The 15,184-nt window shown below is 43.0% G+C and carries 14 protein-coding genes; 7 read left to right on the top strand and 7 right to left on the bottom strand.

The annotated features are described in order from the left end of the window. Positions 1–46: 46 nt before the first annotated feature. Entirely contained in the window at positions 47–1,495 is a 1,449-nt protein-coding gene (gene leuC / locus FTT70_RS03655; protein WP_004976092.1) for a 3-isopropylmalate dehydratase large subunit, read from the bottom strand. A 319-nt stretch (positions 1,496–1,814) separates the two neighbouring features. On the opposite strand from leuC, the gene FTT70_RS03660 reads away from it, so the two are divergent. After that, positions 1,815–2,051, top strand: a complete 237-nt coding sequence (locus FTT70_RS03660) for a DUF2061 domain-containing protein (RefSeq protein WP_004976091.1) — start codon at positions 1,815–1,817, stop codon at positions 2,049–2,051. 208 nt (positions 2,052–2,259) lie between these two features. Then, positions 2,260–3,120, top strand: coding sequence for a LysR family transcriptional regulator (locus tag FTT70_RS03665; protein ID WP_004976089.1), 861 nt, complete (start codon positions 2,260–2,262; stop codon positions 3,118–3,120). A 94-nt stretch (positions 3,121–3,214) separates the two neighbouring features. Here FTT70_RS03665 and FTT70_RS03670 read toward each other — a convergent pair whose 3' ends face one another. Together FTT70_RS03670 and FTT70_RS03675 are read right to left on the bottom strand one after the other, a co-directional pair. Beyond that, positions 3,215–3,460, bottom strand: a complete 246-nt coding sequence (locus FTT70_RS03670; protein WP_004976087.1) for a DUF2789 family protein — start codon at positions 3,458–3,460, stop codon at positions 3,215–3,217. A gap of 154 nt (positions 3,461–3,614) precedes the next feature. Beyond that, positions 3,615–4,265, bottom strand: a complete 651-nt coding sequence (locus tag FTT70_RS03675; protein ID WP_136144728.1) for an HAD family phosphatase — start codon at positions 4,263–4,265, stop codon at positions 3,615–3,617. A 183-nt stretch (positions 4,266–4,448) separates the two neighbouring features. Between FTT70_RS03675 and FTT70_RS03680 the strand changes: the two genes are divergently transcribed. Continuing rightward, positions 4,449–4,931 carry an RNA pyrophosphohydrolase gene (locus FTT70_RS03680; protein WP_004976084.1) on the top strand — a complete coding sequence of 161 codons (483 nt, stop codon included), beginning with the start codon at positions 4,449–4,451 and terminating at the stop codon, positions 4,929–4,931. A gap of 99 nt (positions 4,932–5,030) precedes the next feature. Next, the gene (gene ptsP, locus FTT70_RS03685) at positions 5,031–7,328 is read left to right on the top strand and encodes a phosphoenolpyruvate--protein phosphotransferase (protein WP_004976082.1); all 2,298 of its coding nucleotides are present in this window, start codon (positions 5,031–5,033) and stop codon (positions 7,326–7,328) included. A 15-nt stretch (positions 7,329–7,343) separates the two neighbouring features. On the opposite strand, the gene FTT70_RS03690 is transcribed toward ptsP, so the two are convergent. Beyond that, on the bottom strand, positions 7,344–7,535 hold the full coding sequence (locus tag FTT70_RS03690; protein ID WP_004976081.1) for a hypothetical protein: 192 nt from the start codon (positions 7,533–7,535) through the stop codon (positions 7,344–7,346). Positions 7,536–7,976: 441 nt separating this feature from the next. On the opposite strand from FTT70_RS03690, the gene FTT70_RS03695 reads away from it, so the two are divergent. Then, complete coding sequence (locus FTT70_RS03695) at positions 7,977–8,468, top strand: macro domain-containing protein (RefSeq protein ID WP_004976080.1); 492 nt, start codon at positions 7,977–7,979, stop codon at positions 8,466–8,468. A 135-nt stretch (positions 8,469–8,603) separates the two neighbouring features. Here FTT70_RS03695 and FTT70_RS03700 read toward each other — a convergent pair whose 3' ends face one another. Then, the gene (locus FTT70_RS03700; RefSeq protein ID WP_131261059.1) at positions 8,604–10,256 is read right to left on the bottom strand and encodes an acyl-CoA dehydrogenase family protein; all 1,653 of its coding nucleotides are present in this window, start codon (positions 10,254–10,256) and stop codon (positions 8,604–8,606) included. An 81-nt stretch (positions 10,257–10,337) separates the two neighbouring features. Here FTT70_RS03700 and FTT70_RS03705 point away from each other — a divergent pair, with 81 nt between their 5' ends. Then, on the top strand, positions 10,338–10,970 hold the full coding sequence (locus FTT70_RS03705; RefSeq protein ID WP_131261060.1) for a TetR/AcrR family transcriptional regulator: 633 nt from the start codon (positions 10,338–10,340) through the stop codon (positions 10,968–10,970). Between the two features lie 268 nt (positions 10,971–11,238). Further along, positions 11,239–12,759, top strand: a complete 1,521-nt coding sequence (locus FTT70_RS03710; protein WP_096902685.1) for a catalase — start codon at positions 11,239–11,241, stop codon at positions 12,757–12,759. Between the two features lie 163 nt (positions 12,760–12,922). On the opposite strand, the gene FTT70_RS03715 is transcribed toward FTT70_RS03710, so the two are convergent. Beyond that, on the bottom strand, positions 12,923–13,975 hold the full coding sequence (locus FTT70_RS03715) for an MBL fold metallo-hydrolase (protein ID WP_180168299.1): 1,053 nt from the start codon (positions 13,973–13,975) through the stop codon (positions 12,923–12,925). Positions 13,976–14,222: 247 nt separating this feature from the next. After that, positions 14,223–15,131, bottom strand: coding sequence for a DMT family transporter (locus FTT70_RS03720; protein ID WP_004976074.1), 909 nt, complete (start codon positions 15,129–15,131; stop codon positions 14,223–14,225). Positions 15,132–15,184: the final 53 nt, after the last annotated feature.

The raw sequence follows: 15,184 nt of genomic DNA on the forward strand, positions 1-15,184 counted from the left end.
GAGGGAACGCCATCTCTCTGAGAGAAGGCTGGGATGAAGGCATAACTTAGAATGAACGTACGTCTACAAAATGACCTGCGATTGCTGCCGCAGCTGCCATTGCTGGACTCACCAAATGGGTACGACCACCGTTACCTTGACGACCTTCAAAGTTACGGTTTGAAGTCGATGCACAGTGTTCACCCGGTTGCAATTTGTCTGCGTTCATTGCCAAGCACATTGAACAACCTGGTTCACGCCATTCAAAGCCTGCTTCTACAAACACTTTGTCTAAGCCTTCTTGTTCCGCTTGTTGCTTAACTAAACCAGAACCTGGAACCACCATCGCCTGTTTAATACTTGCTGCAACTTTACGACCTTTAATCACTTCAGCGGCTGCACGAATATCTTCAATACGCGAGTTGGTGCATGAGCCAATAAATACGCGGTCTAATTGAATATCTGCCAAAGACTGACCTGCAGTTAAGCCCATATATTGATAAGCACGCGTCCAGTCATTGCGCTGTACATCATCTTTCGCCTGCTCTAAAGTTGGTACGGCTTGTGATACTGGAATGACCATTTCAGGTGAAGTTCCCCAAGACACTTGCGGCTCAATTTCTTCGCCTTGTAATACCACTACGGTGTCAAAGTGCGCGCCTTCATCTGAGTGTAAAGTATTCCAGTAAGCAACTGCTGCATCCCATTGCTCGCCTTTTGGTGCATAGTTACGACCTTTCACGTATTCAATGGTTTTGTCATCCACAGCGACCATACCTACGCGCGCGCCTGCTTCAATCGCCATATTACATACTGTCATACGTCCTTCAATCGACATATCACGGAATACTTGACCACCAAACTCAATCGCGTGACCTGTACCGCCTGCAGTACCAATTTTACCAATGATCGCTAAAACGACATCTTTCGGTGTAACACCTTGACCTAATTTGCCATCTACACGCACTAGCATGTTTTTCATTTTCTTTTGAACTAAGCATTGGGTTGCTAATACGTGTTCAACTTCAGAGGTCCCAATACCATGCGCTAAACACCCAAATGCACCGTGAGTCGCTGTATGTGAGTCACCACAAACTACGGTCATACCTGGCAAAGTTAAGCCCTGCTCAGGCCCAACCACGTGCGCAATCCCCTGACGGATGTCGTTGATGTCAAACTGCACCACGTTAAAGGTTTTACAGTTGTCATCTAAAGTTTGTACCTGAATACGTGAGGTATCATCTTCAATACCTGCAATACCGTCTGCACGTTCTTTCTTAGACGTTGGTACGTTATGGTCAGGCGTTGCCACGTTGGCACTTAAACGCCACGGCTTACGTCCTGCAAGTTGCAAACCTTCAAAGGCTTGTGGAGAAGTCACTTCATGCAATAAATGACGGTCGATATACAATAAAGCCGAGCCATCATCACGTTGAGTGACCAAGTGATCATCCCACAATTTGTCGTACAAAGTTTTTGCAGCTGGATTTTGTGCTTGTTGGTTTTCGCCTGCCATGTCAGATCTACTCCACTGGACTGGGTAATTTTTTCATTAATTTGATTATAACCGCGAATTTGTATAAATCTAATTTATCATTTTTATTAATTTAAAAACTTTTAGGAATTTCTAGCAAAATAATTTTTATTGATTCATCACGACCTGCCTATAAGCAAAAACAAATAGATGCTTAAAATTTTGACCTTATAATCTTTCTATTAAAATCTAATTTTCCAATCAAAATTACAAAATTATTCGTTTTTACAAATTAAATAAGAATAATTATCCTTTAGCTATCCACACAGAAAACGGTCAAAGCAGCAGAAGGAGTATTCACATGAGCCATATTCAAAAATTTGTCGCCAACAATCAACGCATGTTCAAAAAAACTTTAAGCTACTACATCATGCACATCACCGTGGCGATGGTGGTCGGTTATATAGTCACAGGCAATATTTGGATGGCCATTACCTTAAGTTTGGTCGAACCGACAGTACAAGCTGTTGCGTATTTCATTCACGAGCGGATTTGGGAAAAGAAAGCACAAACGCAAGATTCTAAAATTATCGCTTAATGGTTTTATAGATTCTGCTTGTGAATATTCCATTTCAGTTTGAGATCATCTTGGTTGCAGCCCACGATGATCTTTTTTTTATCTCTACTGTATCTCCACAAGATCATCCCAAACGCATAGTTTCAAAATAAGTAGAATTTGTTTTGATTAATTCTAATTTTTTCTAAATAATAAGCACAGTAATAAAAAATCTTTATGGATGGTTCAAATGAATCTTGCAGCCTTTGAAGCCTTTGTAAAAGTCATGGAAACAGGTTCTATTTCTTTGGCAGCAGATCAGTTATTTATTACCCAACCTGCGGTGACCAAACGCATTCACAGCCTAGAAGACTATTTTGGCGTGAAACTGTTTGAATCAGCAGGTCGTGGAGTGCAAGCCACGCATGCAGCACATTCATTATTACCCAAAGTCAAAAACTGGCTGAATGAACTGGGCGATATTCACCACACTCTCAGTCATGAGCAAGGACAGGTTCAAGGCAAACTGAAAATCGGCACCAGTCATCATATTGGTTTGCACCATTTACCCAATCATTTGCGTGAATATGTGCAGGAATTTCCCAACGTCACGCTAGATGTGCATTTTGTCGATTCCGAACAGGCGCATGAACAAGTTTTGGCGGGCGATTTAGAACTGGCTTTTCTGACCTTACCGCCCAAATTAGATGAACGTCTGTCTTATGTCACCATTTGGAATGATCCATTGGTGTTTGTGGTCGCATCTTTTCATCCGCTTGCACATCAGAAAAACCTGCAATTGACCGATTTACTCGCCTACCCTAGTTTGTTGCCTGCCGCGCAAACCTATACCAGTCAAATCACTTTGGCAGAGTTTGAAAAGCAAGGTGTTAAACCTAAAGTCACCATGAGCAATAATCCGCTAGAATCTATTCGGATGTTGGTGTCAATTGGTTTGGGATGGTCTGTTTTACCTAAAACTTTGGTCAATCAAGACTTACAACAGTTAGATATTGACTTAGAAATGAACCGTCAATTGGGCATGGTATGGCATCCGGGACGAACGCAATCACGCGCTGTTTTAGAATTGATTGAGATGATGAAACACTAAAAGATTAATCGTTTCTTTTGAATGAAAAACACCCTCAGACACGATTGTACTGAGGGTGTTTTTTTATTGGCTCAACTTGGACACAAGTGAAGTCTTAACGACTCACCGAATCTTCATGCAAAGATTCATTCAATTGGTCTACCACAATTGCCCATGAACCATCCGATTTCATTTTTTCGACGATAAACTGACGCTGTGCTTCCGTCCAAAATTCTGCCTCGGCAATTGTTGTTTCTGCATTCAATTGATGCGTTTCAATAAATTGCTGAATCGCAGCTTCACTGGCATCCAAACCCAGTTGTTCAAATAAATGTGTCATTCTTGGGCGTACACCACTCATTTTTTCACTCCTGATCATTTTTAATTCTTGTCTTACCTTAGCATGCCTATTCTAAAAATGAATGACATAATCCAACATTGCAATAAATAAAAACAAAAAACAAATCAATAAGCTAGTAAAAGCCAAAGTAGCAACACCTCAAAAAAATTCAGACTTAAATTGACCAGTCCTGCACATCCCAACCTTGCTCTTCAGCCAAAGCCTGTAAACGTGCATCAGGATTTACAGCAATGGCGTGATCTGCATATTCCAACAAGAAACGGTCGTTAATGGAATCTGAATACGCCCAAGACTCAGTCACATCGCGGCCTTCTAGCCATTGCTCCAAACGCACTAATTTGCCTTTTTGGTAACATGCGGTGTTAATCACTTTGCCTGTATATTTACCATCGACTACTTCCGCATTGGTGGCAATAATTTCAGTAATGCCAAATTCACGAAAAATAGGTGCTGTAATAAAGTCAGAAGTTGCGGTGATGCCCACCAATTCATGTCCTAAAGCCTGATGACGCTGAATTGCTTTAAAACCTTCAGGACGCATTTGCGGACGAATCACCTTTTGCATAAATAATTCATGCAATTCGGTCAGGTATTGATTGTTGTGCTGAGTTAAAAATTCAAATACAAATTCGTTATATGCAATTGGGTCGAGCTGCCCTGCCTTATAGTCTTCATAAAACTTGTCGTTCATGGCGCGATGGCGAACAGGATCAACCAAGCCTTCACTTACCAAAAACTCACCCCAAGAATGATCTGAATCAGTATTTAACAAGGTGTGATCGAGATCAAATAGCGCCAATTTCATGAAAATACTCGTAAAAACTGAAATTTAAGAAAAAAATTGTAAATCTATCTCCGCTAGTCGATAGAAATTCGTTAAGATCATAGCAATTTTAACATTATTTACACTTTGCGTTTTCGAGTTGGAGAAAAGAAATCATCATCCCCGAGTGCAAAGTCATAAATTAAACAATATTTAGGTAGCCAAATGATCGACTCAGAAGGTTTCCGACCCAATGTCGGGATCATTTTGGCAAACGAGTTTGGACAAGTTTTATGGGCAAAACGCATTGGTCACAATGCATGGCAATTTCCGCAAGGAGGTATCCAATATGGAGAAACCCCTGAACAGGCACTTTATCGTGAGCTGAGAGAAGAAGTTGGCTTACTGCCCGAACACGTCCAAGTTATCGCGCAAACTAAGGGTTGGCTGCGTTATCGTTTGCCACATCGGTATATACGCACGGATTCAGATCCCGTATGTATTGGTCAAAAACAGAAGTGGTTTTTATTGCAACTGACAGCGTCAGCGCATCATATTCGGCTGAATTTGTCAGACCCACCCGAATTTGATCAATGGCAATGGGTCAGTTACTGGTATCCGCTTGGTCAGGTCGTCAATTTTAAACGTGACGTCTACCGTAAAGCGATGGTGGAATTGTGCAATCAATTGCCCCTGAAAAAACCTTAAAATTTGCATGAAGATGTAGATTTTTTAGCTTATTGTTATAGGGTCATCTGTGGTGTAAAACTGACCTCAAATCATTGATTGGAATATGGAGTAGCGCGTATGTCGAACATGCAACTGGATACCCTTAGACGCATTGTACAAGAAATCAATGCGTCCACCAGTTTGCATGAATCACTCGATATTATGGTCAATCAGGTCGCAGAAGCCATGCATGTGGATGTCTGCTCTATTTACCTGTTAGATGAACGCAATCAACGCTACTTGCTCATGGCATCAAAGGGTTTAAATCCTGAGTCCGTGGGGCATGTGTCATTACATACCAGTGAAGGTTTGGTCGGTTTAGTCGGACAACGTGAAGAAATTGTCAACCTAAACGATGCGCCCAAACACGAACGCTTCATGTATTTACCCGAAACAGGCGAAGAAATTTATAATTCCTTCCTTGGCGTGCCTGTCATGTATCGTCGTAAAGTTATGGGCGTTCTTGTGGTGCAAAACAAGGACAAACAAGACTTTTCTGAAGCCGCAGAATCCTTTTTAGTCACACTTTGTGCTCAGCTTTCAGGTGTCATTGCGCATGCGCATGCCGTGGGCAACATTGATGTGTTCCGCAAACCCAACAACCTGCCTGCCTACAAAACCTTTCAGGGCGTATCAGGTTCGGGCGGGATTGCACTGGGTCGTGCGGTAATTCTGTATCCACCTGCAGATTTGGCGGCTGTACCTGATCGTGAAGCTGAAGACATTAGTGAAGAGTTAGAATTACTAGACAACGCACTAGATGCAGTGCGTCAAGAAATTCAGGCACTAGATGACAAAATGCAGGATGCCTTAATGGCAGAAGAACGCGCTTTATTCAGTGTGTTCCTACGCATGTTGGATGAAAATGCCCTGCCTGCAGAAATTAAAGAACTGATTCGTGAAGGTAACTGGGCACAAGGTGCAGTGCGTATTGTAATTGACAATCACATTGCCCTATTTTCGCAAATGGAAGATGACTATTTACGCGAACGTGTTTCTGACCTGAAAGATTTAGGGCGTCGTATTCTCGCCTCTTTACAAGAAGCCGATGCCAGTCACCGTGAACTGACCGATGAAAGTATTTTAATTGGCGAAGAAATTTCCACAGCAGCTTTGGTAGAACTACCTGTCGATAAAATTGCAGCGATTGTTACCACCGAAGGCGCAATGAATTCTCACATGGTCATTGTGGCACGTGCTTTGGGTATTCCAACCGTAGTTGGCGTAACTGAATTGCCCATCAACAGCCTAGACGATGTGGAAATGATTGTAGATGCGCACCAAGGTCGGGTGTTTATCAACCCGCCACGTCGCATGCGGACGCGCTATAAAGAAATTCAAAAAGAAGAAGAACAGATTGCCAAAGACCTCAAGCAATATGAAACCAAAGATGCCATTACCCCTGACGGCGTAGCGGTAAAATTGTATGTCAATACAGGCTTGATGATTGACGTAGTGCGTGGCGTACAACGCGGTGCTAAAGGTGTTGGTTTATATCGTTCTGAAATTCCATTTATGCTACGTGACCGTTTCCCGGGCGAAGAAGAACAGCGTGCTATTTACCGCCAACAGCTCAGTCACTTTGCCAACAAACCTGTGGTGATGCGTACGCTAGATATTGGCGCAGACAAGGACTTGCCGTACTTTTCGATTGAAGAAGAAAACTCAGCCTTGGGTTGGCGCGGGATTCGCTTCACGCTAGATCATCCTGAAATTTTTTCTTCGCAAATTCGTGCCATGCTCAAAGCCAGTATTGGTTTGAATAATCTGCATATTTTGCTGCCAATGATCACCAGTGTCAGCGAGGTTGAAGAAGCCTTGTATTTGCTAGATCGTGACTTGCAAGCAGTGCAGGAAGAAGAACAGGTTAAAATCACCAAACCGAAAATTGGCATTATGGTAGAAGTACCGAGTGTGCTGCTGCAAATTGATGAATTTGCCCCGTTGGTGGATTTTTTCTCGGTAGGATCAAACGATTTAACCCAGTATTTATTGGCAGTGGATCGTAACAATCCGCGTGTGGCCAACGTCTATTCACACTTTCATCCTGCAGTACTGCGCGCCTTAACCCGCTTGGTGAAAGAATGTCATAAATATGACAAGCCTGTGAGCGTTTGTGGCGAAATGGCAGGAGATCCGCTGTCTGCGGTAATTCTGATGGCAATGGGCTTTAATACCCTGTCGATGAGTTCAAGTAATATCTTGCGGGTGCGTAAAGCAATTTGTCATGTACCGATGACCGATGCGCAACATTTATTAGATCAGGCGTTAAAAATGAATAATCCGCTGATGGTGAAAAGTCTGATGGAATATTATTTTAAAACCCATGGCTTGGGCGATATGGTGAAACTAGCGACACGTATCGTATCTCCATAAAACTTAGTTTAAGCCTCAAGCAACACACCATTCACTCCAAAAACAACAAGGGCGATAATCATCGGAATATCGCCCTTGTTTGTGTTTGCTATAGCCTCGTTTGGCATTTTTCTTACGGTCTACAAAAACCTGACTTTTGTTGACCTCGTGCATGTGCTTGGCCACAAAGTTATGCTGAATAAGCTCAGGCTGTTTTTTCTTTGCCATTACGCTGTTCCTTTCGGTTGATCATGGAAATGAGCAGTGTCGCTACTCTTTTAGATGGAGATGTTGAGGGAAAATTCAAGCCAATTGCTTCTGCATAACGTGACTATTCTCTCACCAATGTTCCATATTAAATTGGGAAGCCGATCATACGCTTTTTGTACATTTTACAAGCGATTTTCACTCAATAGTGCTAAGATAAAAAGAAGGGTAAATAAATTATTGCCGCCACTTTATCAGATTTTTCTGACGGTTATTTTTGAAGGCTATTTTAAAGAACACTCAGCGGCTTCACCCATACAATTATAGCATAAAATTCTAAAAAATTTTATTACTTTTCAAAGACTTATTAGTTATAAAATCCACTAGAAAAACTGCAATGATTGGCTAATATGAATATAGAAGATCAGTTTAACAAGACCATTAAAAACAGGAGTCAAATTCATGATTTATGAAGTTTCTGGAGATATTTTACTGAGCGAAGCACGTGCGATTGCTCACGGTGTTGCCCCTAACGATAACTTTGCAACAGGTTTGGCTTTAAGTCTGCGTGAGCACTGGCCTGCGCTATATAAAGACTTCCGCAACTATTGTCATATTTACCATCCTAAAGCGGGTGAGCAATGGACTTGGGTCAATGCCGAAGGTCAACGCATCGTCAACCTGATGACTCAGGAAGCGGCTTATGACAACGGTTCAAAACCAGGTAAAGCATCGACAGAATACGTCAACCGCACTTTGAAAAACTTAAAACAGTTGATTGAAGAAGAGAAAATTGAAAGCTTGGCATTACCGCGTCTTGCAACAGGTGTAGGCGGTTTAGATTGGGAAGATGTACGTCCACTGATCTACAAACACTTGGAAGATTTGGATATTCCAATTTACATCTACACTCTATATCAAAAAGGTGTAAAAGCTGAAGAGCCTGCGAAATAAGTTTCGCTGAAGCAATCAGCTTTGCTACAAGCGAGCGTGATTGATCACGACTCGACTGCAATATACGGTTCAATTCACCCGTTTGGTTTTACCAAGCGGGTGAATTTTTTGTGCAGAATCAAGTAGCAAGGGATGCTATGCTGAAAATGCACGCTGCAAGATGGATGCAACATCGACCTGTTTAGGTTTAAGCATACCCACCACTTGCCCATGCAATGCACTATAACGCGACTGAATAAAACCTTCTGCCACAAAACTTGGCGCATAACGCAACAACAAAACCGCTTGTGCCAAAATCACCAAACGGCTCACCAAAGCACGTGCCATAAATTGTAAATCGTTGCTGTTCGTGGTCTGCAATAACTGCTGCAAACCATCTAATTCACTGCCCAAAATAGGATGAGTAACGGCAGTGCGAGCAAAATCCTGCAATAACACCTGAATCAGCTCAGGTTCTCGCTGCATAGCGCGTAGTACATCCAGACACATGACATTGCCTGAACCTTCCCAAATGGTATTTACAGGTGCTTCTTTGAAAATACGTGCCATGATGCTGTTATCGACATAACCATTGCCACCAAAAACTTCCATCATCTCACCTGTAAGTTCCACCGCGCGTTTGCAAATCCAGAACTTTGCAGCAGGGGTCATTAAACGCTTCCATGCCAAAGACACAGCATCATCGCTTTCATAACAATGTGCCAAATGAAAACTGAGCTGTACCGCAGCTTCAGTTTCCAAAGCCAAATCTGCCAAGACTGCCTGCATTAATGGCTGATTCGCCAAAGTCTGTCCAAATGCTTGACGTTGTCGAGTATAGGCAAGGCATTGCACCAAGGCTTGACGCAGCATGGCACTACTGCCCACAGCACAGGTTAAACGAGTGTAGTTCGCCATTTCAATAATGGTGGGAATACCGCGCCCTGCTTCGCCAATCATGATGCCCCACGCCTGCTGAAATTCGACTTCAGAACTGGAGTTACTCCGATTTCCCACTTTGTCTTTTAAACGCTGTACCTGAATATTATTTTTTCTGCCATCTTCTAACCAACGCGGTACAAAGAAACAAGCCAAACCATCTTGTTCGGTATTGGCGACCACCAAATGTGCATCACACATTGGTGCAGAGAAAAACCATTTATGACCTGTGAGCAAATAGGCTTGCCCACGCCCTGTTGCTGCGACTGGAATGGCAAGCGTTTGGTTGGCACGTACATCTGAACCACCCTGCTTTTCGGTCATGCCCATGCCCAACCAAATAGATTTCTTTTGTGAAATCGGCACATCACGCGGATCATATTCATGCGATAACAGTTTTTCGCCCATGCTTGCCCATAATTCAGGTTCACGCTGAATGAGCGGAATACTGCCTAAAGTCATGGAATTTGGACATAAATTGCCACACTCAACCTGTCCCGCCAAATAAAAGCGACTGGCCCAATCGACCCATTTTGCCGTAGATTGCGGTTGTTTAAATGGATGTGCATGCGTGTCAAACTTGCGATTCAGCGCCATCCAGTGATGCCATGCGGGATGAAACTCCACTACATCTTTACGGCGTCCACGTGCATCGAAGGCATGTAAAATAGGCGTATGCCGATTGGCTAAATCGGCATAGTGATAATATTCTGCCGATGCTGCAATATGTCCCAATTCGCTCAGTCGAGTCTGATCTTGACTGCCATAACGGGTTAAAATTTCTTGTAAAACCGTATCGGTTTCAAATAAGTTATAGTCTTGTAATTCATCAAACTGATTTTGAATTTGATGGGTCATCCATGTCTGCATTGTGTCACTCCTAGACAAACGCGATGCTATCATTGCATTTAGTATAGAGAAAAATATGTGCTCAGGTGTTCGGCTTTATTTATGAAAAATTCTGAGGTTCAAGTGCGCCGTAAGCCGCGCCAATCGCGGGCTAAACTGACTCAAGAGGCTTTACAGGAAAGTTTTGTTCGGCTTTTGCATGAACGCTCGGCAGCTGAAATTACCATTCGTGAAATTACTAATTTGGCAGGTGTCGGTTTAGGCACTTTTTATGAATACTTTGCCAAGAAAGAAGATTTACTGGCATTGACGATTCACCTGCAAGTCAAACAGCATGCAGAACACTTAAAAAGTTATGCCCAACAGCAACTTGAGTTATCCACAGTTGTTGAAATAAACCGCTATATTGCAACCATCATTCAGTTTCAGCTTCAGCAAATTCAGGCACAACAATGGCTTTGGGCGCAGACTTTTTTACTGGAACGGCAGGTATCACACATTGAAACTTACCAAAAAAGTTACAGCATGATGCTACAGATGTGGCAACAGATTTTCGCACCTGTCATACACAATGCCGAACAACAACTGCGCCTTGCTTTGAATCTGCATCGCATCAGTTATGGTTTTATTTCGCAAAGTTTATTAATCAATCCACATTATCAAGATTGGGATGCCTTGCACACCGATATTTCATTGGCGATTCAACCGTTTTTAGCAGCAGTTTCAGACATTTAGTGCAGCAAAACTGATTATTTAGTTTACAAAGATCTATCGAATACACCAATCATAAACAATAAATTTATCTATTTGTAAAATTATAAAAATCGTTTTACATTAAAATGGTGAGATTTGAAAAGCTTTCATCTACAAAGCCCGATCTGCATGGTATTGTGGTGTTGTAGTTGATTTTTTAAACAAACAAAACGGTTCATGGCCGCTTGTTTTAGAAGCTAAATTTCTAATACAGCCCACCACATGATGATCACAATAATGGAGAACAACGATGAGCCAAGAGATAAAAAAATGCCCTGTAACGCATTTAACCACCGATGCAGGCGCACCTGTTGTAGATAACCAAAATAGTATGACTGCGGGCGCACGTGGCCCACTCCTTACTCAAGATTTATGGCTCAATGAAAAGTTGGCAAACTTTGTACGTGAAGTAATTCCTGAGCGTCGTATGCATGCCAAAGGTTCAGGTGCGTTTGGTACGTTTACGGTCACGCACGACATCAGCCAATATACCCGTGCCAAAATTTTCTCTGAAGTTGGCAAAAAAACTGAAATGTTTGCTCGTTTCTCTACCGTTGCAGGTGAGCGTGGCGCTGCCGATGCAGAACGTGACATTCGTGGTTTTGCCTTAAAATTCTATACTGAAGAAGGCAACTGGGATTTAGTCGGCAACAACACACCAGTGTTCTTTTTCCGCGACCCACGTCAATTCCCTGACCTGAATAAAGCGGTAAAGCGTGACCCACGCACCAACCTGCGTAATGCGACCAATAACTGGGATTTCTGGACTTTGCTGCCAGAAGCACTGCACCAAGTCACCATTGTGATGTCGGATCGTGGTATTCCTGTGGGTTATCGTCACATGCATGGTTTTGGTAGCCACACCTATAGTTTTATTAATGCCAATAATGAGCGTTTCTGGGTGAAATTCCACTTCCGCACTCAACAAGGCATTCAAAACCTGACCGATGCAGAAGCAGCAGAATTGATTGGTCGTGACCGTGAAAGCAGCCAGACTGACCTTTACAATGCCATTGAACGCGGTGATTTCCCGAAATGGACGCTGTTCGTGCAAATCATGCCTGAACTGGATGCAGAAAAAGTCCCTTATCACCCATTTGACCTCACCAAAGTTTGGCCGAAAGGTGATTATCCACTGATTGAAGTGGGTGAATTTGAACTGAACCGTAACCCTGAAAACTACTTCCAAGATGTTGAACAGGCTGCCTTTGCACCAAGCAACCTTGTACCAGGAATTAGCTACTCGCCAGATCGCATGTTACAAGCGCGTTTGGTCAACTATGCCGATGCTGCACGTTACCGTGTTGGTGTGAACCATTCACAAATTCCAGTGAATGCTGCACGCTGCCCTGTGCACTCAAACCGTCGTGATGGTCAGGGTCGTATGGATGGCAACTATGGCAGCTTGCCACACTATGAGCCAAACAGCTTCCATCAATGGCAAGAGCAACCACAATACCGCGAACCACCGCTAAAAATTCGTGGCGATGCAGATTTCTGGGATTATCGTGAAGATGATAGCAACTATTTTAGCCAGCCGCGTGCCTTGTTCAATTTAATGAACCCTGAGCAAAAACAAGCACTGTTTGATAACACGGCACGTGCAATGGGTGATGCTTTAGACTTTATTAAGTATCGTCATATTCGTAACTGTTATGCATGTGACCCTGCTTATGGCGAAGGCGTTGCAGCGGCTTTAGGCATGACCGTTGCCGATGCGCAAGCAGCACGTGCCAGTGACCCTGCACTTGGTCAGCCTGGCGTACTGTAATCTTTGTAGTTAAAGATCAAGTCAGTCTGAACAGCAAGACTTTAAACACCAAAACAAAGCCCCTATTTCGATAGGGGCTTTGTGTTCTATATCTATCATTGCCACTTTTCAGTAGCGTGAAAAGTAGCGTGTCACTTTTATTTAAGGTCAAGTTTTTAAAAGATTAAACAATTAATTTCTTACCTTCACGAATACAATAAAACGGATTCATTAATTTAGATGAACGCTTCATGGCATGATGCAAGTCTGCCTCTGGTTGCTCACGCCCTTCATCGGTCAGCTCAAAAGTGCGGTAATGAATGGCCAAAGAACATTTGGAATGTAAATCTTTATGGGCCTGAAAGGCATCTTCAGGGTTCATATGCATATAACGCATCAGATTCCGTGGCTCGTAAGAACCTATAGGTAAAAGTGCCACGCGCGGTGCGCCAATGCGGGTTTGGATTTCTTTAAAGTGTGACGAGTAACCTGTATCGCCCGCAAAGAAGCAATGATCTTGCCCATGCAAAATAGAAAAACCGCCCCATAACGCCATGTTCTGATCACGTGCGCCACGCCCTGAACCATGTTGTGCAGGGGTGTAGACAATTTTCACTTCTTTAAATAAAGCCGATTGCCACCAGTCCATTTCAATCACATGCAAATCAGGCGGCAAATACCAAGCATTGCCCAAACCTGTATAAATAGGCATGGCAAATTGATGATTCAGCCATTTTAAGGTGGCTAAATCCATGTGGTCATAATGGTTATGGCTCAAGAAGACGGCATGAATGGTCGGTAAATCTTCCAGTGCAATCCCTGCAGGACAGGCACGTTTAGGCCCTCGCCCCTGTTTCGGACTGGCATGCTCTGCCCAGACTGGATCGGTTAAAAAGTTATACGGTCCAATTTGAATCAGCACCGTTGCATGCCCCACAAACCAAACTTGCCAATCATCCAAACTGGCGTGTGGACGTAATTGTGGCAAAGCACTTGGCGCTGTAAAAAATTGCTGTGCTTCTTGTTGCGGATTGACATTCCAACTGTTCGATTTGCGTTTTAGCAACCATTTCAATAAATCAGTTTGGCTGCGCCCCTCAGGACACGCAATCGGATTAAAAAACTGCGCTCCATCATAATGATTTGAAGGCAAAAACTGCAGCTTGGGTTTACGCCAAGTATGCGACCAACAGGCTTCCGTTGGCAGTTGAAAATGCTTTTGTTCCACGTTGTTCATGTAAGCCCAATAATATATAGCGCATCTACCATGATGCTTTTTATCCTGATCTGTTCAGAAAAAAACACAGCTTTGGTTCATGTGTTGACTCTATCACGCATAGTAGCGAAATCAAGCAGGCAATTTCCTTTATGTTTTTGTTGTTTTGAGAAAAAAGTCGTATCGACAGCGGGTTAATGATCGGAAATTTATACCTCAGATAAACGAGGCTTTAGAAAAACCTAAACACGGGTATAGCAATGCGGGCTTAGCGTTTAGCAAAATATTGTTCGCGCCATTCTTTCCAGAAATACATCACAATCCCGAACATCACCACGGCAATGCCAATAAACGCATTCATGCTGATGTGTTCATTATTTAAGGTCGCACCTAAAATTAACGCGATGATGGGAGTCATCACATTACTTAAAGATACGGTTGAGGCATTTAAACGACGAATCAGCCAGAAATAACACAGCATGGCGACAATAGACGACATGATCATGGTAAATACAAAACCAATCATGGCTTGGCTGCTTGGCATTTGAGTCGGGAAATGCGACCAAATAAAGGGAATTAATAACAATGACCCTGCCGATGATACCAATAAAGAACCTGTGGCTTGTGACATCGGCTTTAAAGGAGCATTGATTTGTTTGACCCAAAAAATTGAGCTGATATAGGACAACATGCTGATAAACATCAGCACCACGCCCCATGGATTCACTTTGCTGTCGGCAGAGTCTGCAAAGACAAAGCTGAGTCCTGCAATCGCAATTGCCATCCCTGTCCACTGTAAGGCAATCAATTTTTGCGTGCGTAAAATCACATGACCAATCAAGCCTGCGATTAAAGGAGAAAAGCCAAAAATCAGCGCCATTAAGCCTGAAGTTAAATAATTGGCAGCCAAGTAAATAAATAGCTGTGCACCAATTAAATTCAGACTACCCGCCAAATAGCTTTTCACTGAGGTGTGATCAAAAGGCAGTGGATCGCGCATCAGTTTGAGCAAGCATAGCGCAATCACGGAAGCCCCAATGTAGCGGATAATCAAGACCCACATAGGGTGAATTTCCTGCACACTCCAGACAATCGCCAATGGCGTGGTCGCCCAGATGAGTACCAATAAGGCATAAATACTGGCAGTTACCACAACAGGAGATGTATTCGCATTCATCGTTTGCTCAACATAAAATGGACACTTTTCTTCGGCAGATAAAAAACAGACCT

The organism is Acinetobacter sp. YH01003 (assembly GCF_013420525.1).
GTDB lineage: Bacteria > Pseudomonadota > Gammaproteobacteria > Pseudomonadales > Moraxellaceae > Acinetobacter > Acinetobacter towneri.